The organism is Shewanella mangrovisoli (assembly GCF_019457635.1).
In the GTDB taxonomy this organism is placed as follows: Bacteria; Pseudomonadota; Gammaproteobacteria; order Enterobacterales; family Shewanellaceae; genus Shewanella; species Shewanella mangrovisoli.
This window is the reverse complement of sequence record NZ_CP080412.1, coordinates 1,233,865-1,254,868: the sequence shown is the minus strand read 5'-3', so window position 1 is coordinate 1,254,868 and position 21,004 is coordinate 1,233,865. Positions and strand designations below refer to the sequence as shown.

General features: G+C 47.1%; 18 protein-coding genes. 2 read left to right on the top strand and 16 right to left on the bottom strand.

The genetic code is table 11. The annotated features are described in order from the left end of the window. Positions 1-14: 14 nt before the first annotated feature. Both K0H60_RS05565 and serB read right to left on the bottom strand, forming a co-directional pair. The gene (locus K0H60_RS05565) at positions 15-1,016 is read right to left on the bottom strand and encodes an alpha/beta fold hydrolase (protein ID WP_220057524.1); all 1,002 of its coding nucleotides are present in this window, start codon (positions 1,014-1,016) and stop codon (positions 15-17) included. Between the two features lie 82 nt (positions 1,017-1,098). Next, positions 1,099-2,091 carry a phosphoserine phosphatase SerB gene (gene serB, locus K0H60_RS05560; RefSeq protein WP_220057523.1) on the bottom strand — a complete coding sequence of 331 codons (993 nt, stop codon included), beginning with the start codon at positions 2,089-2,091 and terminating at the stop codon, positions 1,099-1,101. Between the two features lie 79 nt (positions 2,092-2,170). Here serB and K0H60_RS05555 point away from each other — a divergent pair, with 79 nt between their 5' ends. After that, positions 2,171-3,370 carry a YtjB family periplasmic protein gene (locus K0H60_RS05555; protein ID WP_220057522.1) on the top strand — a complete coding sequence of 400 codons (1,200 nt, stop codon included), beginning with the start codon at positions 2,171-2,173 and terminating at the stop codon, positions 3,368-3,370. 169 nt (positions 3,371-3,539) lie between these two features. Here the strand turns inward: K0H60_RS05555 and deoD are convergent, their stop codons facing one another. From deoD to pnp, 11 genes are all read right to left on the bottom strand, one after another. Further along, a complete protein-coding gene (gene deoD, locus K0H60_RS05550) occupies positions 3,540-4,250 on the bottom strand; it encodes a purine-nucleoside phosphorylase (RefSeq protein ID WP_011621831.1) in 711 nt (236 codons plus the stop codon). Positions 4,251-4,341: 91 nt separating this feature from the next. Continuing rightward, the gene (locus tag K0H60_RS05545; RefSeq protein ID WP_055647280.1) at positions 4,342-5,556 is read right to left on the bottom strand and encodes a phosphopentomutase; all 1,215 of its coding nucleotides are present in this window, start codon (positions 5,554-5,556) and stop codon (positions 4,342-4,344) included. 9 nt (positions 5,557-5,565) lie between these two features. Beyond that, on the bottom strand, positions 5,566-6,897 hold the full coding sequence (gene deoA, locus K0H60_RS05540) for a thymidine phosphorylase (RefSeq protein WP_055647281.1): 1,332 nt from the start codon (positions 6,895-6,897) through the stop codon (positions 5,566-5,568). Positions 6,898-7,081: 184 nt separating this feature from the next. After that, on the bottom strand, positions 7,082-7,852 hold the full coding sequence (gene deoC, locus K0H60_RS05535; protein ID WP_220057521.1) for a deoxyribose-phosphate aldolase: 771 nt from the start codon (positions 7,850-7,852) through the stop codon (positions 7,082-7,084). A gap of 414 nt (positions 7,853-8,266) precedes the next feature. Beyond that, complete coding sequence (locus K0H60_RS05530; protein WP_088210869.1) at positions 8,267-9,136, bottom strand: nucleoside-specific channel-forming Tsx family protein; 870 nt, start codon at positions 9,134-9,136, stop codon at positions 8,267-8,269. Between the two features lie 349 nt (positions 9,137-9,485). Further along, complete coding sequence (locus K0H60_RS05525) at positions 9,486-10,745, bottom strand: NupC/NupG family nucleoside CNT transporter (protein ID WP_011716150.1); 1,260 nt, start codon at positions 10,743-10,745, stop codon at positions 9,486-9,488. A 176-nt stretch (positions 10,746-10,921) separates the two neighbouring features. Beyond that, positions 10,922-11,686: a TatD family hydrolase gene (locus tag K0H60_RS05520; protein WP_220057520.1), complete on the bottom strand. Its 765-nt coding sequence runs from the start codon at positions 11,684-11,686 to the stop codon at positions 10,922-10,924. Positions 11,687-11,696: 10 nt separating this feature from the next. Continuing rightward, complete coding sequence (locus tag K0H60_RS05515; protein WP_220057519.1) at positions 11,697-11,876, bottom strand: DUF5363 family protein; 180 nt, start codon at positions 11,874-11,876, stop codon at positions 11,697-11,699. A 70-nt stretch (positions 11,877-11,946) separates the two neighbouring features. After that, on the bottom strand, positions 11,947-13,527 hold the full coding sequence (gene prfC / locus K0H60_RS05510) for a peptide chain release factor 3 (RefSeq protein WP_011716148.1): 1,581 nt from the start codon (positions 13,525-13,527) through the stop codon (positions 11,947-11,949). 99 nt (positions 13,528-13,626) lie between these two features. Further along, on the bottom strand, positions 13,627-14,529 hold the full coding sequence (gene nlpI / locus K0H60_RS05505; RefSeq protein WP_220057518.1) for a lipoprotein NlpI: 903 nt from the start codon (positions 14,527-14,529) through the stop codon (positions 13,627-13,629). A 191-nt stretch (positions 14,530-14,720) separates the two neighbouring features. Beyond that, the gene (pnp, locus tag K0H60_RS05500; RefSeq protein WP_220054914.1) at positions 14,721-16,820 is read right to left on the bottom strand and encodes a polyribonucleotide nucleotidyltransferase; all 2,100 of its coding nucleotides are present in this window, start codon (positions 16,818-16,820) and stop codon (positions 14,721-14,723) included. A gap of 193 nt (positions 16,821-17,013) precedes the next feature. Here pnp and K0H60_RS05495 point away from each other — a divergent pair, with 193 nt between their 5' ends. Beyond that, positions 17,014-19,068, top strand: a complete 2,055-nt coding sequence (locus K0H60_RS05495) for a putative bifunctional diguanylate cyclase/phosphodiesterase (RefSeq protein ID WP_220057517.1) — start codon at positions 17,014-17,016, stop codon at positions 19,066-19,068. Positions 19,069-19,154: 86 nt separating this feature from the next. Here K0H60_RS05495 and rpsO read toward each other — a convergent pair whose 3' ends face one another. The 3 genes from rpsO to rbfA all read right to left on the bottom strand — a co-directional run bounded on the left by rpsO (position 19,155) and on the right by rbfA (position 20,944). Beyond that, entirely contained in the window at positions 19,155-19,424 is a 270-nt protein-coding gene (gene rpsO, locus K0H60_RS05490) for a 30S ribosomal protein S15 (RefSeq protein ID WP_011621820.1), read from the bottom strand. Positions 19,425-19,550: 126 nt separating this feature from the next. Continuing rightward, the gene (gene truB / locus K0H60_RS05485; protein WP_220057516.1) at positions 19,551-20,504 is read right to left on the bottom strand and encodes a tRNA pseudouridine(55) synthase TruB; all 954 of its coding nucleotides are present in this window, start codon (positions 20,502-20,504) and stop codon (positions 19,551-19,553) included. Then, the gene (gene rbfA, locus K0H60_RS05480; RefSeq protein ID WP_088210876.1) at positions 20,504-20,944 is read right to left on the bottom strand and encodes a 30S ribosome-binding factor RbfA; all 441 of its coding nucleotides are present in this window, start codon (positions 20,942-20,944) and stop codon (positions 20,504-20,506) included. The genes truB and rbfA overlap by 1 nt, the downstream gene beginning before the upstream one ends. Positions 20,945-21,004: the final 60 nt, after the last annotated feature.

Sequence of the window (21,004 nt, the reverse complement as noted above, 5' to 3'; positions counted from 1 at the left end):
GAGGGCGCATCGCCCTAGTCTTTTAACACTGCCAATTCAAACCCGAGATACCAATCGCGGATCATGGGAAAATGGTCACCCATTGCATCCAGATGGGTCAGCATATCCCCATGGCCATAATCGTGTTTAAAGCCGTTAGCCTTTGAGAGCAGAGTGTATTTTACTTGGCGAAAACCACACTCAGAGATCATATCGGCGACATCTTCGGGATGCCCAAGCACAGTATCGTTTTGCCCGGCAATAAACCACGCGATGGGCCAGTTAGCCGCCTTCGCCGCCTTGCCATAATCGAAGCCATCATCATGGTCGAGCCACTCTCCACGCACCCAATCTATGCTTTGAGTTAACGAGGCGCGGCTCTCGTTATCCATACCGACACGCAGCTTATCGGCGGCGAGATACCCCTGCCCCACGGCTAAACTTGGGGCGAGACGATTCCAAAACACATCGACCATCAACCATTTTTTAAAGGACTTCACTCGAATCGTGCGTTTACTACCAAAGGTCAGCAGCGACCGCACACTCTGCTGTAATTCGGGGTAACGCGCTAAGGCACTTGCCATTAAGACGCCGCCCCAAGAATGCGCACACCAATGCAGCTGCGATGGTGCTGGTTTCCCCTGCTCCTGACAAAGCTGTTGATGCATATTCAAAATATGCTGCTGCACTAATGGCAGTTGCTCACGGATCACCTCCCCTTGCCCCAGAGTAAAGCCACGCGCAATTTTGGGTAGACTCAAACCTCTGCCCGCCGTATCCAGCACATACACCACAAAGCCCGCCTGAGCGAGAAAACATCCTAAGCCTCGGCCACTTTGGCTGTAAAATACCCGGCCATTGGACATGGCACCATGTAACATCAAGATCGGAGGCTTCGAAAAATCCGGATTAGTAGGCAATAACTGGCGCAGATGCAGCTGTCCATCTCGGTACGGAATATAGAAGGAAGTTTGTGCGGGCGTAGGAGCCGAATGTTGGAATGCTGGGGAAGTCAAAGTCAGTCGCTGGTAGTCCATTAATGAACACTAAACTACCAGCTAAACATCAAAAAACAAGAGTCATTACTCTAATGTTAACGACTCGGATACAGAGGATGAATTAAAACTGCAGCAGATAAGGCAATACGCGCAAGTCTAAACTGCGGATCCGCGCATCCGCCGCTGCCGCAAGTTTAGGCTTGGCATGGAAGGCAATCCCAAAGTCCGCCGCCTGAACCATAGGGATATCGTTGGCACCATCACCGATGGCGACACGTTGCCCAGCAGAGATCTGCCAGTCTTGGCTACAACGATTAACTACATCGGCCTTAAACTGGGCATCGACGACTTTTCCCGTGACGGTTCCCGCCAGCTTGCCATCCGCAATCACTAATTCATTGGCAAAGGCCGCGTCTAAATTCAACAGCTGTTTTAAGTGGCCAACAAACGGCGTAAAACCGCCTGACGCGACAACCAAACGCCAATGGTGCGACTTAAGCTCAGTCAGCATGGCCTCAAGGCCTGGCATCAGTGGCAGAGTGTCACACAAGGTTTGAATAATCTTGGCATCGGCGCCCTCAAGCTGGGCCACCCTTTGGCGCAAACTCTGCTCGAAATCGAGCTCGCCCTGCATGGCACGCTCAGTGATAGCTGCCACTTGCTTGCCAACCCCAGCCATCGCGGCAAGTTCATCAATACATTCAATTTGGATCGCGGTAGAATCCATGTCCATCACCAGTAAACCGGGGGCGCTCAGTTTAGGTAATGGGCCGCGAATAAGGTGTAACTCCACCTGTGATGGACAAGTGGCTAACAGCTCGGCACTCGGCTCCACGGGAAGTGCTAATTCAACACAATGCAGCGCGACTTGACGGCGAATCGGTGCGATGGAGAGCGAAGTTAATTTAAGGCTTTTAGCCAGAGAAACAATCCAAGCCGCTAATGAGTCTTCAATGCTTAAATCTTCGTAAATCAGACGCATAGCAAATCCACTCTGGGATGGCCGCGTAGACGATTCCTGATAAGCCTCGAAACTGAGCCCCTGATATTCAAAGCGAGGTGAAGGGCTAGCAGCTAACCATACAAACAGCGCATTTTGGTTCAAGCTTTCCATAGGACTCGTGTTCTCCAACTATCGGGCTTACTCAGAATCAATTATGATTAGGCAAGCGCTCTAACTATTAAGGGTCAAAGTGTTATATCTTAAAGGGCTAAAGAAAAGCCATAAAATCAGTAGACTGCTCCAAATCGCCATCGCCTTGACCTTGATGGTCGGCTTAGTGCAATTGTGGCAGACAAGCCTACTACAAGGTCAGCTGCTTCTAAAGTCCCAAACGCAAAAGATGGCCAGATTACTGGTGCAACAAACGGCCTACAGCGCTGCGCCCGCCCTGCAATTGCAAAACGATGAACAGCTCCAATGGCTGGCCAGTGCCTTAGTCGAAGATCCTAAGGTGATGTCGGCGGCCATTTTCAGCGACCAAGGTATACGCTTAGCCTTCGCCCAAAGCCTGACCAATGAAGCCTTAGATCCCGAATCGGAAGACATGAGTTTGCTCCTGAGCAAATATCCGCCCTATGTTGAACCCGTGATCCAAGATGGAAAAAATTTAGGCTATGTCGAGGTTAGACTCGATACCAAACTATTTTTTAATGAAATCAAAGAGGCACATAACCTGAATATGGAGCAGCAGCAAATGATGCTGCTGATTGCCGGCCTTATCGGCATGTTGTTATCCCGCGCCTTATCCTTTAAACGCGCCGATTTTGACCGCCGTCGTACCCGCGCCAAATTGCGTAAAAACCCTAAGAAAAATAAAGCTATAAAAGCACCCGAGGAACCTACAGCCGCGGATAATCAAGATACGCAGCAAGATGCAGTTATCGCAAGTGACACTGACGCTCAGCAAAAGCAAACAGAAAGCAAAGAAGCACAGGATCTCGACACTCAGCCCTTGGATAAATCGGCTGCAGGTAAAACGCCAGATGAAGGCAGCAATCAAGCGATTGCCGAACCTAAAGCGAAGAAAACCAAAGCAACCACAGAGACAAAAGCTGTGCTTGCGCCAGAGCTAGCATCAGAGAAAACATCAGAGAAAGCGCTTGATGTGAAACAGGAGCTTAAGCCAGAGATAAAACCTGAGCTTAAATCAAAGAAAGAGACAAAGGATGAGCCATCATCTGAGTCTACGTCTCTGTCTCAGTCTAAAACGGATACCAAAGAACAGGCGACTCAAGTTACAGCTTCAACAACTGAGGCGCAAAGCTCAACGCCCGCGCCGAATAAACCTAAGGTTAAATCGGTGCGCCGAGTCAAAACCAATGCGGCCAAATCCACCGCGGAGAAAGCCCCAGCACAACCGAGCGATTTAGATACCGATTCTACGGGTTAATAGAGGCGTATCTGCCCAAACTGAAGCGTCTTGGGTTTAGCACCGCATTGCACAGAGTTATCCATCTAAAATTCAGCAGCACAGTTAAACCGATTGAACTTGCAGATACGAGGCAATAAAAAAGGGTTCGCAATGCGAACCCTTTTTTTATGACGAGATTAGTGACAGATTACAGCGTAATTGCTGCGTCTAATGTCATCACGATCATATCGTTGAACGTGGTTTGACGCTCATCAGAAGTGGTTTTTTCGCCAGTACGGATATGGTCAGATACAGTTACCACACACAGTGCACGGGCACCGAATTCATGGGCAACACCGTATAAACCAGCAGCTTCCATTTCTACGCCTAACACGCCCATTTTTTCCATCACGTCAAACATTTGTGGATCAGGAGTGTAGAACAGATCGGCAGAGAAAACGTTACCAACACGGATCTTAGTGCCTTTCACTTTGGCAGATTCGATCACGGCATTCATCAGCTCGTAGTTCGCGATAGCTGCGAAATCTTGGCCTTTGAAACGTAAACGGTTAACTTGAGAATCGGTACAAGCACCCATGCCGATGATCACATCGCGCACTTTAACGTCAGTGCTGATCGCGCCACAAGTACCCACGCGGATCAGGTTCTTAACGCCGTAATCTTTAATTAATTCAGTCGCATAGATTGAGCATGAAGGAATACCCATGCCTGAACCCATAACAGAAATACGTTTACCTTTGTAAGTACCAGTAAAACCTAGCATGTTTCGAACGTCAGTCACTTGCTCAACATTTTCTAAGAATGTTTCAGCAATATATTTTGCACGTAATGGATCGCCTGGAAACAGAACTGTCTCAGCGAATGCGCCCTCTACAGCATTAATGTGTGGTGTTGCCATCGAAATAACCCCTGTTTATTTTATTAAGACTTAAGTCTTTGTTTACTGGCGGCCCAATGCTGGCCGCCAAATCGAGATCTTGCGCGTTTACTTAAATAAACGACTCACCGTATTCCATCGGCTCAAGCTTGAAGTAGCTCGCGATAGATTGGCCGATATCGGCGAAGCTGTTACGGCGACCGAGTGAACCGGCTTTTAGCCCTGCGCCATAGGCCAATACAGGCACATATTCACGAGTATGGTCAGTACCTTGCCATGTTGGGTCGCAACCATGGTCAGCGGTGAGGATTAACAGATCGTCCTCATCCAGCAGCGCGAGCATTTCAGGTAAACGCGAGTCGAAATACTCTAGCCCTTTCGCATAACCTGCTACATCACGGCGGTGACCATAGTGGGAGTCAAAATCAACAAAGTTAGTGAATACAATAGTATTTTCACCCGCTGATTTCACTTCGGCTAACGTCGCATCAAATAGCGCTTCTAAACCGTTTGCCTTCACCTTTTTGGTGATGCCACAGTAAGCGTAAATATCGGCAATCTTGCCCACACTCACGACTTCACCACCGGCAGCTTTTAACTTATCTAATACTGTCTTTGCTGGCGGCTCGAGGGAGTAATCCTTACGGTTACCTGTACGAGCAAAGTCGCTTGGGCCAGTGCCATCGAATGGACGCGCAATCACGCGGCCAATGTTGTAAGGCTCTAACTCTTCACGGGCGATTTCGCAAAGACGATATAAATTTTCTAAACCAAATGTGCCTTCATGGCAGGCAATCTGGAATACCGAATCCGCCGAGGTGTAAAAAATCGGCTTGCCAGAGCGCATATGCTCTTCGCCTAACTCTTCCAGAATCGTAGTACCAGAAGCATGGCAGTTACCTAAAAAGCCATCGAGTCCCGCACGGGCGAGAATCTTATCTGTCAGCTCTTTAGGAAACGAGTTTTGGTGCTCGCTGAAATAGCCCCAGTCGAACAATACGGGCACACCCGCCATTTCCCAGTGACCGCTCGGAGTATCTTTGCCCGAACTTAATTCCTGAGCGTGGCCATAGGCACCAATCAGCTCTACATTGTCCGCAAAGCCAGGCGCAAACGCCCCCGTGCTTTCCATCGCCGCATGAGCCAAACCTAAACGCGCCAAGTTTGGCAGCGTTAATGGACCTTCACGGCCGATATCGGCTTTACCTTCGGCACACGCTTTAGCGATATGGCCAAAAGTATCAGAACCTAGATCCCCAAACTTGGCGGCATCGCCAGCTGCGCCCACGCCAAAGGAATCCAACATCATAATAACTGTACGTTTCATAATTCTTCCTTAAAGATCCGCTGCTCGGATATAAGCATAGATCTCAGGTGTTTTTTCTGGAGCGACTTCATCAATACGAATCGCTTTTTTCACGGCTTCTTCCGCCTGAGCAAAGGCATCTTCGGATTGCGCGTGGATAACGGCAATCGGCGTAGAAGCATCAATCTTATCGCCAAGGGCACAGACTTGCGTCAGACCAACACTGTAGTCGAGTGCATCACCAGGTTTGCGACGACCACCACCTAAGGTAACCACGGCTAAACCGAGTTCGCGGGTGTCCATGCTGTGGGCATAACCTTGGGTATCAGCAAAGACTGGGCGAATAATTTGTGATTGCGGTAAGTACTTACTGTAGTTTTCGACAAAATCGACTGGACCACCAAGGCCTGAAACCATCTTGCCAAAAATCTCGGCAGCGCGGCCGTTATCTAATACGCGGTTTAACTTAGCACGCGCATCCGCTTCATCAGTCGCTAGGCCACCAAGGAGTAACATCTCGGCGCAAAGACCCATAGTCACAGCGTACAAACGAGGATTACGGTAAGCACCGGTTAAGAAGTCGATGGCTTCTTTCACTTCAACCGCATTACCCGCACATGAGGCTAATACTTGGTTCATGTCAGTGAGTAAGGCTGTCGTTTTAGTGCCTGCGCCATTGGCTACAGCCGCGATGCTGCGAGCAAGCTCTTCAGAAGCTTCATAGGTTGGCATAAATGCGCCGCTACCGACTTTGACGTCCATCGCCAATGCATCGAGACTACAAGCTAATTTCTTAGAGAGAATTGAGGCGGTAATGAGGGAGATGGATTCGACGGTCGCGGTGTTGTCACGGATAGAGTAGAAACGCTTGTCGGCGGGGACCAGATCGCCAGTTTGGCCGATAATCGCCACACCAACGTCTTTAACCACTTTGCGGAACAATTCACTCGAAGGTTCGGTTTGATAACCGGGAATAGCGTCGAACTTATCGAGCGTACCGCCTGTGTGTCCGAGTCCGCGACCCGAAATCATCGGCACATAACCACCGCAAGCAGCGGCCATGGGGCCGAGCATCAGACTAATCACATCACCGACACCACCTGTGCTGTGCTTATCGACGATGGGACCATTGAGGTTTAACGCGTCCCAATTGAGCACAGTGCCAGAATCGCGCATTGCCGTGGTCAAAGCGATTCTTTCATCCATATTCATGTCATTAAAGTACACTGCCATGCCCAATGCGGCGATCTGACCTTCCGACACTGCATTGGTGGTTATACCCTTAACGAAGAACTGGATCTCTTCGGTACTCAAGGCTAAACCATTGCGCTTCTTACGTATAATTTCTTGAGCTAGAAACATGATACTGCCTCCAAGCTAAATACTAATACAACATATCCGTTATTTAGCTTTGCAATGAAACATCAAAACTGTAGCAATATTACAATTACATGCTATCGAAGTTTTGATGTTTCCAACTAGATTTAGTTCACACTTAATTAGTTTCGATATACGATTTTGGTATTAATCGAGATGCAATGTTCGATTAATAGCCTTGAGTCGGCTTAGGCGCATCGGCTAATTCTAATGTGTGTAACAAGCTGTTGAGTAAGCTTGAAGCACCAAATCTAAAGGTACGTGGAGTGACCCAATCTGCACCGAGAATACGCTCAGCCACACCTAAAAACTCAGCGGCTTGAGCAGCATCACGTACGCCACCAGCAGGCTTAAAGCCCACTTTGGTGTTCTTTTCACTGATCACAGTCAGCATGATTTCAGCCGCTTCAAGTGTCGCGTTAACTGGCACTTTACCGGTAGAAGTCTTGATGAAATCAGCACCCGCATCGATAGACAGTTCAGAGGCACGGCGGATAAGCGCAGGATCGGCTAATACACCCGATTCGATGATCACTTTTAGTAATACATCGCCACAGGCTTCTTTACAGGCTTTGACTAACTCGTAACCGACACTTTCGTTGCCTTCCATCAGCGCGCGGTAAGGGAATACCACGTCGACTTCATCGGCGCCATAGGCAACCGCGGCACGGGTTTCTAATACCGCAATCGCAATATCATCGTTACCGTGTGGGAAGTTAGTTACTGTCGCGATTTGAATGTCTTCGGCGCCCAGCTCATCGAGGGTCTTACGTGCGATAGGAATGAAACGAGGATAGATACAGATGGCAGCAGTATTACCCGCTGGCGTCACGGCTTTGTGACACAGGTCGATCACCTTCTGATCGGTATCGTCATCGTTTAAGGTGGTTAAATCCATAAGTTCGATGGCGCGTTGTGCTGCTTTTTTTAAATCAGTCATAATAGCTCTCCAAAAGAAAAAACAAATAAATAGAAATCAGTCGCTTATATGCAACGCTCAGAGCTGGCATTATTTTGATTATTTTTATATGGCCGGGCCTTCAGGCGATGCCGAGTAATTTGTGTAGGGCAAATTACATTTTTATTAGGTATTCAATCTTGCCTATGCATAACACATACGCATCCTGACACTTAAATGAACTATAAGTGATCACGACTTGAATCCTTGAAGACCGGAAGAGAGGATACGAATAATGTCTTGTTCCTACTTTTCCGCGAAAAATCCGTTTTAGCGCGAGAAAAACACAAACCTTTATATAAACGCACTGCTCAAATTATAAATGGGTTTAGATAAAGATTCATGACACATAAAAAATGGAGCCGCCATCGCGGCTCCAACGACTCTTATAAGAAATTAGAACTTGTAAGTAGCTGACAGGTAGTGAGACCAACCTGTTGATTCTAGGCCAAAAGTACCACCATCTTTAAGTAGGTAAACATCTTTGAAGCCTTTCAGACCATAGCCCAGAGCGTAACGATCTGAGTGCCAGTATAGACCGAAGAAAATGTTACCACCGTTGGAAGTGAAAGTTGTATTTTGATAAACGCCATTCTCATCGTAAGCATTTACCTTATCAGCACCAAATTGGTAATCGATATAACCTTGGAATGACAGGAAGCTCTTGTTATCGAAGAAGTAGAAAGGCTTGAACCAGTTAGCAGAGAATTGGTAACCGTTCCACTCTTTCGCGTTCATGTCGTAGTAACCGTACAGGTTCATACCTGTTTTGCCTAACCAAGGCACGTTTACGTCAGCACCAATACCCCAGAATGTGGAGTTCACACCAGTACCATCACCATCGTTAACTAAACCATCCCAGTTGAACAGAGTAGAGAAGTAAACTTCTTGGATTGGACCGAAAGATAAATCTTTACCGGTTAATGCATCGATAGAAACACGTGGAGCAAACTTCATGAACAGTTTGCTTTTGCCGCTTCCTGGGTTCTTGTCACCGTTGCTGCTTGATTGGTTTGCTAAATTGAATACGTCAACATAACCATACAGATCGAAAATACCTGAACGGCCGCCGAACTCCATTTCTAAGTAGTCGTGCTGGTCACCAGATGCTGGGTTCTCTGGCTTTTCGCCAATAGAGTACATAGCGTTGAACTGCATCCACTTGTAGTCAGAACCGTGAAGGTCAGAACGGTCAGCAGCAAATGCGTTACCAGACATTGCAGCTACTGCTGTAGCAGCTAAAGCTAAAGTTTTAACGTTTTTCATCATCAACCCCATTATTTTGTTTGCTACCGTCAAGGGTAGCGTTCTTTTTGTGGCGCTCGCATTCTACCTCGATTAAAAAAAATCTCAATAATCTGGCGTAAAATCACGAACACAAAATTCTTAATTGTGAACAAAGTCGCGACTTATTGTTTACGACTAATTAACTTAACCGTACGTCACGACTGTTAAGACAGCATCACAGCTTACGTTTAGTTGTAATCTGGCCTATACAATCGGAGAAACTATTCACTACAGGAATCACTATTGGAAAATGGTTGAATTAACTTAGGTCCCGCCCTGCATGGTCAGGACCCAGTTAGTGGGGAGCATCTCCCCTACATGTCTATGCTTAGATAGCTAAGAACAGACCTGCAATTGTTGCACTCATTAAGTTAGCTAAAGAACCGGCGATAACAGCACGGATACCTAACTTAGCTAAATCATGACGACGGTTAGGAGCCATAGCACCTAAACCACCCAGCAGAATCGCGATAGAAGACAAGTTAGCGAAACCACACAGTGCAAACGAAATAATCGCTTTGGTTCTGTCAGTCATTGCTAAACCAGTGTCAGCAACGATCATACCGCCATCAGCGATGTCTTTTAGGTATGGCGCAAAATTCAGGTAAGCAACGAATTCGTTAACAACGATCTTCTGACCGATGAAAGAACCAGCAACCAGTGCTTCGTTCCAAGGTACACCGATTAAGAAAGCTAAAGGCATGAAGATGTAACCAAGGATCAGTTCCAGTGTTAAACCTTCAACACCGAACCAACCGCCTACACCACCGATGATGCCGTTGATCATAGCGATCAAACCAACGAAGGCTAACAGCATTGCACCTACGTTTAACGCTAAGTGCATACCAGATGAAGCACCCGCAGCAGCAGCGTCTAATACGTTAGCTGGCTTATCAGGATCTTCTGGTAATTCATCCATGTCGTTTTTAGCAACTTCAGTCTCTGGGTGCATCAGTTTAGCCATTAATAGACCACCTGGTGCCGCCATGAATGACGCAGCAACTAAGTACTCAATAGGCACGCCCATTTGCGCGTAACCAGCAAGTACCGAACCTGCGATAGAAGCTAAACCACCCACCATGATCGCAAACAGTTCTGATTGAGTCATAGTTGGAATGAATGGACGAACCACTAACGGCGCTTCGGTTTGACCAACGAAGATGTTAGCAGTCGCAGACATAGATTCAGTACGGCTTGTGCCTAATGCTTTTTGCAGACCACCACCGATGATACGGATGATCCATTGCATGATGCCTAAGTAGTACAGAACGGCGATCAGAGAAGAGAAGAACACGATAACTGGCAACACGTTTACCGCGAAGATAAAGCCAAGTTTGAAGTTAGCTAAATCACCGAACAGGAAGCCGATACCGTTTTGTGCGTAACCGATAACGCTAGAAACCGCGTCAGACACACTTTTCAGGATATCTTTACCGACAGGAACGTACAGTACAAAACCACCGAAGGCGGCCTGGATGGCTAATGCACCACCCACAGTACGCAAGTTAATTGCTTTTTTGTTATTCGATAGGAGGAAACCTATCGCAAGTAGGACGACCACCCCTACTAAACTCATCAATATATTCATTAACCATCACCCTATTGTTAACACTTTTTAATTATGTTGTTAATCAACCTATTTCCGAGTCAGATTATACCCGAGAGAAAGTCGAAAATCGTCGTTTTGATCAAAATTTTGGAGTTTAATTTCAACCGCTTAGAGCAAAATGCTATTGCGACCTACACCTGTTTAACCAAAAACAACTAAAGGTCAAACAGTTGCATTGCATTCGACACCAAGTGTTCTGATATTAGAACACTAGATTTTTTTTGCAAAGTTGCAATTTTGTCTATAAAAAGTACAGCGTTAGCGGGTTGGTTCCGTTTTTCTGTAACATTTAACGGGGTCATGGCAGGAGAATCAGTCTCAAGTAGGAAGCTTTCTGGCGGCAGTTCACTGACGGTTTTAAGCAGTTTTTTCGCATTGGGATTCATCACTAAACCGCCAATGCCGAGTTTAAAACCTAGCTTAGTGTATTCAACGGCGATATCGGGGCTACCAGAAAAAGCGTGGATTACGCCACCTCTTGGAAGTTTATGACGCTTTAAATGGAACAATACCTCTTGGTGAGCTTTGACGGCATGGACGATAACGGGCAAGTTAAGCTCATTGGCGAGTGTTAGCTGCGCATCGAAAAACGCTAACTGTTTGCTCCAATTATCAGCATAAAGTTTGTCTAAACCGCATTCACCAATCGCAACAAAACGGGGACATTCTCGTAACTGAGAAACGTGAAATGTTAATTCAGAGATTGCCTTATCAACATCTTCGGGGCAAAACCAAGGGTGGATCCCTAAAGCAAAATAACACTGATATTGCTCAGCAATTGCCAATTGTTTTGCCCAATGCAGAGGGGAAACACCTGGGATGATCAGATTATCGATGCCCGCTTGTCGCATACGCTGCACAACCTGTTCACGGTCACTATCAAACTCTGCGAAATCGAGGTGCGCATGGGTATCTAACATCATCAATCCATTACTCCGATTTTGTCTCTCCATGGGATGCAGCAGCCTTTTCTTGGCAATTCGGCTTATTGCGGGCTAATGGCGGGTCCTCCAATCGAGGCATACAACAGCGGCGATTCTCTGGCGTCAGCCCCATCTTGTCACACCAACGAATATAGGCACGCCACGCCTGAGTTATCCAATGAATCATGTGTCATCCTAAATTGTAGATACAAAAAAGGCGGTGAATCACCGCCTTTTACCCTAGAGTCACTGACCTGTTAGTGTTCGCGTGTCTTAGCGAACTCGATATCAGGGTATCTTTCCATCGAAAGATTTAAGTTAACCATAGTTGGCGCAATATAAGTTAAGTTATCACCACCATCGAGCGCCAAGTTTTGGCTACATTTGCGGCGGAACTCTTCTAGCTTACGCTCATCTTTACAATAAACCCAGCGTGCGGTTGAAACGCTAATACCTTCGTAAATCGCTTCAACGTTGTACTCGCTCTTTAAGCGGCCGACAACCACTTCAAACTGCAGCACACCCACAGCACCAACGATTAAATCGTTCGAGTCTAATGGACGAAACACCTGCACAGCGCCTTCTTCAGACAACTGAACTAAGCCCTTAAGCAATTGTTTTTGCTTGAGCGGATCGCGCAGACGAATACGGCGGAACATTTCGGGTGCAAAGTTTGGTACACCGGTGAAGCGGAACTTTTCACCTTGGGTGAAAGTATCGCCGATACGAATGGTCCCATGGTTATGTAAACCAATAATATCACCAGGATACGCCACTTCGGCGCGCTCACGGTCACCCGCCATAAAGGTCAAGGCATCGCTGACGTTAACATCTTTTCCGATACGCACGTGGTGCATCTTCATGCCTTGCTCATAGCGACCCGAGCAAACACGCATAAAGGCAACGCGGTCACGGTGTTTTGGATCCATGTTAGCTTGGATTTTGAACACAAAGCCGGTGAATTTTTCTTCGTCAGGCATGATCATCCGCGCATCGCTTTCACGAGGTAACGGCTTTGGTGCCCACTCCACAATACCATCGAGGATATGGTCAACACCGAAGTTACCCAAAGCAGTACCGAAGAAAACTGGCGTAAGCTCGCCCTTCAAGAAGGCTTGGTGATCAAATTCGTTGGATGCACCGCGAACCAGTTCCATTTCATCACGTAAATCAGCAGCATAACTACCAATCGCTTTATCCAGCTCAGGGTTATCGATGCCTTCAATCACGCGGCGTTCTTGAATCGTGTGCCCCATACCGCTCTGGTACAGCACCACTTCATCACGCAGAATATGGTAAACACCTTTAAACTCTTTACCGCTACCAATAGGCCAAGTGATAGGCGCACAGGCGATATTGAGAACATCCTCAACCTCATCCATCAGTTCGATGGGATCGCGAATATCGCGGTCGAGTTTGTTCATAAAGGTGACAATAGGTGTATCGCGCAGACGCGTCACTTCCATCAATTTGATGGTACGATCTTCTACACCCTTGGCCGAGTCGATAACCATCAGGCAAGAGTCAACCGCCGTCAAGGTGCGGTAAGTATCTTCCGAGAAGTCTTCGTGGCCGGGAGTATCGAGTAGGTTAACGAGCGCACCACCATAGGGGAACTGCATGACAGACGTAGTAATCGAAATACCACGGTCTTTTTCCATTTCCATCCAGTCAGACTTAGCGTGCTGACCCGATTTTTTGCCCTTAACGGTACCCGCTTTCTGCAGCGCGTTTCCGAATAACAGCACTTTTTCGGTAATGGTGGTTTTACCCGCGTCGGGGTGCGATATAATCGCGAAGGTGCGACGTTTATCGACCTCTACTTTATTGTCTGACATTTAACCTATGCACTCGTATCGCTAAAAAAGGCGCAAATTATAGCGCCTCAGTGCGTACTTGGCTAGGTAAAGCCCGAGATGAGCCTCGGGCGATATGGCTTATTTTGTGCCTTCGAGCAAACCTTTAACTTTTGCTAGCTCAATTCGCGCGTATCTGTGCTCAACAAAGTCATAGATATTGGTCGCGAGGGCAAGACGGAAATAATTCGCCGCCTCTTGGTATTGATTCTTGGCGATTTCGATTTTGGCGAGGTAGAAATACGCTTCACATAAACGCTCAGCATATTCTTTCGGATGAGTCAGGCCTAACTTGGCATCGGCAAAAACCTGCTCACGACTCTTAACGCCAAGGTAATAATCAACAATCACGGTTGACCAAGCATCGGCTTCCAACCCCTTACGGTGCTCTAGTAACTGACGTTTGGCCTCTTCAGCATTATCTTTCGACTGGATAAGATATAACCACAGGGCGCGGTAACCATCTTTATTATCGCCAGCATAAAATGCCTGCATATCTTTTAAGGCGAGATCGTTCCTATCGCCATAATAAAGCGCGATACCTCGATTTAAGTAGGCATAATCATAATTTGGCGACAGCTCTAATACACCATCAAACGCCTCATAGGCGCTATCGTATTCACCTTCTTGGGTGTAATAAATACCAAGGAAATTATAGGCATCGGCTAAATCGGGTTGCAGTTTAAGTGCCTGCATAAAATCGATGCGCGCCATTAAGCGTAAACCGACACTGTCATAAATCACGCCGCGATCGTAATGAAAACGTGCGCGCTGTTCGTTGGTTAGCTCAACCGCCGATAAAATCTCATTCAGCTTGGCAAGGGTGACTTCGACTTTATAGTCTGGCATCACGGGGGCGATGACTAACTTGCCTTCAACGTCATTTTGGTTGTCTAAGGGAGACTTAGTGGTCGCACATCCAGCCAACATCAAGCTGGCACCCGCCAGCACAGCAACAACAGCGGTTCTAATTTTAAGACTCATCCATTTCTACCTTTTTAGGTTCCCAACTAACGCAGAAGAATGTTCATGATAGCAATCCCACTTCAGGACTGCTATTGAGGAATAGCATTAAACTCAATTTTATTAAACCTAAACAAACAAAAAGGAGATCAATTGATCTCCTTTTGGTCACGTCATGTCGAAACTGACGCCGATAATGTCAGTAAAGACGATTATTCAGCAGCAGGTTCTTTAGTCTGTGCTTCTTTGATTGACAGACGTACACGGCCTTGACGATCCACTTCCATGACCTTAACAGTCACCTCTTGGTTCAGTTCAAGGTGGTCAGAGACGTTAGCAACACGCTCATCGCTGATTTGCGAAATGTGCACTAAACCATCTTTACCTGGCAGAATGTTAACGAAGGCACCAAAGTCAACGATACGGATAACTTTACCGTTGTAGATGCGACCCACTTCAACTTCTGAAGTGATTTCTTCGATACGACGAATCGCTTCACGGGTTGCATCGCCATTTGACGAAGCAATCTTCACAGTACCGTCATCTTCCAGTTCGATAGTGGTGCCAGTTTCTTCGGTCAGAGCACGAATTACCGCGCCGCCTTTACCGATAACATCACGGATCTTCTCTGGGTTGATCTTGATAGTTGTGATACGTGGAGCGTGGTCAGAGATATCATCACGGTGTGAACCAATTGCTTGGTCCATCACGTTCAGGATATGTACACGTGCGCCGTAGGCTTGTTGCAGTGCAATTTCCATGATTTCTTTGGTGATACCTTCGATCTTGATGTCCATCTGCAGTGCAGTCACACCATCACGAGTACCGGCTACTTTGAAGTCCATGTCACCTAAGTGGTCTTCGTCACCTAAGATGTCAGACAGAACAACGAAGTCATCGCCTTCTTTAACTAGACCCATAGCGATACCCGCTACAGAAGTCTTGATGGGTACACCCGCATCCATCAGCGCCAGAGAAGTACCACATACTGAAGCCATAGAGCTTGAACCGTTAGATTCAGTGATTTCAGAAACCACGCGAACGCTGTATGGGAATTCTTCAGCCGTTGGCATAACCGCGTTGATACCGCGCCATGCTAACTTGCCGTGGCCAATTTCGCGGCGCTTAGGTGAACCCACCATACCTGTTTCACCCACAGAGTAAGGAGGGAAGTTGTAGTGCAGCATAAAGCGGTTAGTACGCTCGCCCATGATGCTATCAATCTTCTGTGCATCACGCTCAGTACCTAAAGTACAAGTCACCAGTGCTTGAGTTTCGCCACGGGTAAACAGTGCACTACCGTGAGTACGTGGTAATACGCCAGCTAATACGCTTAATGCGCGAACCATGTCTGGCTCACGACCGTCGATGCGCGGCTCACCACGGATGATGCGACCACGAACTACTTTCTTCTCTAAGCTACCGAGCAGACCGTCAACTTCACGTAAATCCACTTCTGGGTTTGCAGCCAGCAGCGCTTCTTTAGCAGCGGCTTTAACCACAGCAACTTGAGCATAACGCTCTTGTTTAACTTGAATTTGATACGCTTCAACAAAACCTGCTTCAGCTAATTCTTTAACTTGAGCAACTAAGGCTTCGTTCGCCACAGGTGCAGTCCAGTTCCACGCTGGTTTGCCTGCTTCCGCTTTGAATTCGTTAATGGCTTTGACCACAACTTGTTGTTGGTCATGACCGTAAACCACAGAGCCTAACATCACTTCTTCCGGTAAGGCTTGAGCTTCTGACTCAACCATCAGTACTGCGCTTTCAGTACCAGCAACAACCAGGTTTAATTGGCTAGTCGCTAACTGTTCAACCGTTGGGTTCAGTACGTATTCGCCATTGATATAACCCACGCGCGCTGCACCTAATGGGCCGCTGAATGGGATACCCGAAATAGCAAGCGCAGCCGAAGTACCGATCATTGAAATAATATCCGGCTCGATTTGTGGATCGACAGATACAACAGTAATGATCACTTGAACTTCGTTTGTGAAGCCATTAGGGAAAAGAGGACGAATTGGACGGTCGATCAGGCGAGCGATTAATGTCTCATCTTCTGAAGGACGACCTTCACGCTTAAAGAAACCACCAGGAATTTTACCTGCTGCGTAGGTCTTTTCTTGATAGTTAACAGTCAGAGGAAAGAAGTCACGGCCTGCTTCAGCTTCTTTTTTACCAACAACAGTGACTAACACTGTCGTGTCACCCATGCTAGCTAAAACGGCAGCGTCTGCTTGACGTGCAATAACACCTGTTTCCAGGGTGACTGTATGTTGACCATACTCAAAACTCTTTACAATTGGATTCACGTGACCCATTCCTTAATTAATGACCTTGAATTACGCGCGTAAGTATACTGCAATTAGGAACAATAGATAAAGAGCAGATAATGATGACAAAGGTCTATCTTTTCACTAAAGTGGGTAAACGAACAAAGAGTTATGTTGTAACTTAATGTAGCAATATCCCCTATAGCGAAAACAATAATAAAGGATGAGCTGAATGACGGGTCGCTTTAAATCCCTAACTTGGAAACAAACGAATCTCGTCGTTTTTACAGCGCTTTTTTTCGCTATCGCCATCTTCATTGTTGAAATTGCCCTCGTCGTCGTCTCCACCAAGCAGCAACTCACTACCACGCAACAGGAATTGCTGGATTCTGTAGAACAACCCGCCGCCAACGCCGTCTGGGCATTAGACGATAACCTTGCAAGGCAAACCCTTGAGGGGGCAATTAAAGTAGAGCATGTCGGCTCTGCGGTAATCGAACTCGATGACGGCTCGATGTTTGTTTCCGTGAGCAATAATAAGAAAAACAACTCACAAACCTTTATCAGCCTTAGCAACAAACTCTTTGATGACTTAAAAGAAATTTCGCGGCCCTTGTATCGACCCTTTTACTTTGAAGGCACACAAAAACAGCAGCTTATCGGCACGTTAACCATTTTTTACGACACGCAAGAACTCACCAACACCCTCTTTAGCCAGTTACGCTTTAGTTTTTTTGCCACCTTAGCCCGCGCGTTGCTACTTACCTTAGTGCTATCCGTGGTATTCCACCGCTTCTTAACCCAGCCGATTGCCAGGATCAGTGAAGCCATAGATAAGATTTCACCCGATTCACCCGATGAAAACCTGCTGCCCATGTCCAATGCCCATAAGGATGACGAATTAGGCCTAGTGACATCGAAGTTTAACCAGATCCTTATTCAATTCAGTCAAACCCAATCCAAACTGCGTAAGATGGCTACCCGTGACCCATTAACAGGCCTGCCCAATCGCACCCTGTTACTCGAAACCATTGCCGTGACAATCCAGCGCTCACGGGTTCATAAAAGCAGTTTTGCTTTGATGTTTATTGACTTAGACCGTTTCAAAAATATCAATGACTCCCTTGGCCACGCGTTGGGCGATCAATTCCTCGCCCGTATAGCTCGTATTCTAGAGCGCGTCGTCGGTGATAAAGGTTCCGTATCACGCCTAGGTGGCGACGAATTCGTGATTCTTGCCGACTCGGTCCACTCCCCCGATCAAGCCGCCGACTTTGTCGATAAGCTGTTAGTGCAGCTCAATGTGCCGATTCAACTGAATGAACATGCGATTCACCCGGCGGCATCGATTGGGATTTCCATCTATCCAGAAGATGGCAACAGCGCCGAAGATCTTATCCGCCATGCCGATATCGCCATGTACAGCGCAAAGGCCGCAGGATCGAATCAATGGGCCTTCTTTAAGCAACAAATGACCGAACGCGCGGCCGTGCGACTCCGCACCGAAGCATCACTGCATGATGCCTTGAAAAACAATGAATTTTTGCTCTACTTTCAACCCAAGTTGGATTTACAAACCGGCAAAATCACCGCTTGTGAAGCCCTGATCCGTTGGCAAAAAGATGGCCGCTTAATCAGCCCGATCTCTTTTATTCCAGTGGCGGAAGAAACCGGTATTATTATTCCGATTGGACGTTGGGTTATCGAGCAAAGCTGCCGTGTGCTGCGTGACTGGCAGAAGAAATATAACTTTGCGATACCGATTGCCATTAACGTTGCCTCACAGCAATTTGCCGATGCCAGCTTAGTGTCGGACATCAAACAGATGGCGCTACGTTATCAAATACAACCGGAATTACTCGAAATTGAAATCACCGAAACCTCGTTAATGAATGACATTGAGCTTGCGATCAGCAAGTTAGAGCAGCTCAAATCGGCAGGTTTTGGTATTGCCGTCGATGACTTTGGTACTGGTTACTCTTCCCTGTCTTACCTGCGCCATTTGCCAATCACCACCATGAAAATCGACCGCTGCTTCGTGTCGGACTTACCGGGAGACAGCGCGATTGCCTCGACCATTTTAATGCTAGGCAAACAGTTAAATCTGACGATTGTGGCCGAAGGGATTGAAAACGAAATGCAACTCGATTGGCTCAAACAAAATCAATGTCAAATTGGTCAAGGCTTCTACTTTAGCCAACCGTTACCACAGGCAGAATTTGAGGCGTTGTATATTGCCAATCAAACCGCAACCATTAGCAATATTGATGGATTACGTGGCGCTTAATACGTCGAATAAGATAGTGTAAACACTGAATTTGAGACAATAAAAAAGGAGGCTTAGCCTCCTTTTTTACGTCAGTAAACGCGTGATTAACGACGTAAACCTAACTTTTGGATCAGCTCATTGTAACGCGCTGCTTCAGTACGCTTCAGGTAAGCTAATAACTTACGACGAGCGCTAACCATGCGTAACAGACCACGACGTGAGTGGTGATCGTGGATGTGCTCTTTGAAGTGATCTTGCAAATGGTTGATTTGAGCAGTTAACAGCGCAACTTGAACTTCAGTTGAACCAGTATCGTTTGCGCCACGGCCAAATTCAGCCAGGATCTTTGCTTTCGCTTCAGTACTTAGTGACATGTGTCTCTCCAAATATAAAATGTGAATCTCTAGCCGATCACTAACTCAGCCAGAGGGCGCGCTATTCTACCCATAATCCTTGGCGCGCGCAATAAATGCGATGGATTAATAACCCAAGATAATCAATTAAGATGCTTTAGCTTGGTCGTGGTTCACGACTAAGCGCTTAGGCGCCAGTAAACCATCTTCGTTCATCTCGCCAATGCCGACGAAACGACGCTCAGTGCCCAACGTAATGCGCACCAGTGTATCTGCAACGAGCCCAGGGACTCGTACCGCCTGACCTTGCATTAAGTAAGCAGCGCTCGCATCTGGCACATTGACCTCGGGAAAGTCGGCAACCGCCGTATCCATAGGCAGCAACAGCGAATCCAGCAAGCTGCTTGGGTCAAGCTGCTCCTCCTGCGCCTTAGCGACTAAGGCTTCGAGCTGCTCAAGAGTGACCATTTTGTCGTAGGGATAATGGGCAACTTGAGTACGACGCAACATAATCACATGGGCACCACAACCAAGAATTTCGCCTAAATCATCGATGATAGTGCGAATATACGTGCCCTTAGAGCAATGAATGTCTAAGGTCAGCTCATCGCCTTCTAGAGCGATGAAGTTCAGCTCAAATACTGTGATTGGACGCGCCTCGCGCGGTACTTCAATCCCCTCGCGGGCATACTTATACAAAGGCTGGCCTTGGTATTTCAGCGCCGAATACATGGAGGGCACTTGCTGGGTATCGCCACGGAAATGTTCTAAGGCGGACATTAACTGCGCCTCAGTGAACTCGAGCGGGCGAGTCTGCACCACTTCACCGTCAGAGTCGCTAGTATCTGTGCGTTGTCCCAGTTTTGCGGTAACCAGATAACGCTTATCCGAATCCAGTAAATGCTGCGAAAACTTAGTCGCCTCGCCTAAACACACAGGTAGCATACCCGTAGCCAAGGGATCGAGTGCTCCCGTGTGCCCTGCTTTGTTGGCATTAAAAAAGCGCTTTACCCGTTGTAATGCGAAGTTGGAGCTCATGCCAGTGGCTTTGTCCAACAACACAATACCGTCGATAAAGCGGCCCTTCGAACGTCTCGCCATTACGCTTTACCTTCGGTGTCATCGGCTTCGTCGATGTCATTATCAGTCACATCGTCGGCGCTACCAAACTGTTGCTGCTTGGCTTTATCGCTGTTGATCACTTGGCTGACGAGGTTAGACATACGCATACCTTCAACCAATGAACTGTCATACACGAAACGGATTTCAGGCATGACTCTCAGCTTCATGCGGCCCGCAACTAAAGTACGGATATAAGGTGCGGCTGTAATCAAGGCATTAAGCTTTTCTTGCACCAGCTCTTTGTCTTCTTCGAAGAAAGTCACAAACACTTTGGCGTAACTTAAATCGCGGGACACATCGACATCATTAACGGTTACAAAACCAATACGGGGATCTTTCATGTCGCGTTGTAACACAACAGCCAGCTCTTGCTGCAACTGCTGGGCTATGCGACGTGTACGACTGAATTCTTTTGCCATAATAGAGTTACCATAGCTAATGTATTAAATTGAAAGGGCGGCTAATGCCGCCCTCTTTAT

Bases quoted from the DNA above. Each gene is read 5' to 3' on its own strand.
- rpsO (WP_011621820.1), bottom strand. From the start codon at position 19,424: ATGTCACTAAGTACTGAAGCGAAAGCAAAGATCCTGGCTGAATTTGGC.
- deoD (WP_011621831.1), bottom strand. From the start codon at position 4,250: ATGGCAACACCACACATTAATGCTGTAGAGGGCGCATTCGCTGAGACA.
- K0H60_RS05515 (WP_220057519.1), bottom strand. From the start codon at position 11,876: ATGATTCATTGGATAACTCAGGCGTGGCGTGCCTATATTCGTTGGTGT.
- deoA (WP_055647281.1), bottom strand. From the start codon at position 6,897: ATGTTTCTAGCTCAAGAAATTATACGTAAGAAGCGCAATGGTTTAGCC.
- rbfA (WP_088210876.1), bottom strand. From the start codon at position 20,944: ATGGCAAAAGAATTCAGTCGTACACGTCGCATAGCCCAGCAGTTGCAG.
- deoC (WP_220057521.1), bottom strand. From the start codon at position 7,852: ATGACTGATTTAAAAAAAGCAGCACAACGCGCCATCGAACTTATGGAT.
- nlpI (WP_220057518.1), bottom strand. From the start codon at position 14,529: ATGAGTCTTAAAATTAGAACCGCTGTTGTTGCTGTGCTGGCGGGTGCC.
- serB (WP_220057523.1), bottom strand. From the start codon at position 2,091: ATGGAAAGCTTGAACCAAAATGCGCTGTTTGTATGGTTAGCTGCTAGC.
- K0H60_RS05520 (WP_220057520.1), bottom strand. From the start codon at position 11,686: ATGTTAGATACCCATGCGCACCTCGATTTCGCAGAGTTTGATAGTGAC.
- K0H60_RS05495 (WP_220057517.1), top strand. From the start codon at position 17,014: ATGACGGGTCGCTTTAAATCCCTAACTTGGAAACAAACGAATCTCGTC.
- K0H60_RS05525 (WP_011716150.1), bottom strand. From the start codon at position 10,745: ATGAATATATTGATGAGTTTAGTAGGGGTGGTCGTCCTACTTGCGATA.
- K0H60_RS05565 (WP_220057524.1), bottom strand. From the start codon at position 1,016: ATGGACTACCAGCGACTGACTTTGACTTCCCCAGCATTCCAACATTCG.
- truB (WP_220057516.1), bottom strand. From the start codon at position 20,504: ATGGCGAGACGTTCGAAGGGCCGCTTTATCGACGGTATTGTGTTGTTG.
- K0H60_RS05530 (WP_088210869.1), bottom strand. From the start codon at position 9,136: ATGAAAAACGTTAAAACTTTAGCTTTAGCTGCTACAGCAGTAGCTGCA.
- K0H60_RS05545 (WP_055647280.1), bottom strand. From the start codon at position 5,556: ATGAAACGTACAGTTATTATGATGTTGGATTCCTTTGGCGTGGGCGCA.
- prfC (WP_011716148.1), bottom strand. From the start codon at position 13,527: ATGTCAGACAATAAAGTAGAGGTCGATAAACGTCGCACCTTCGCGATT.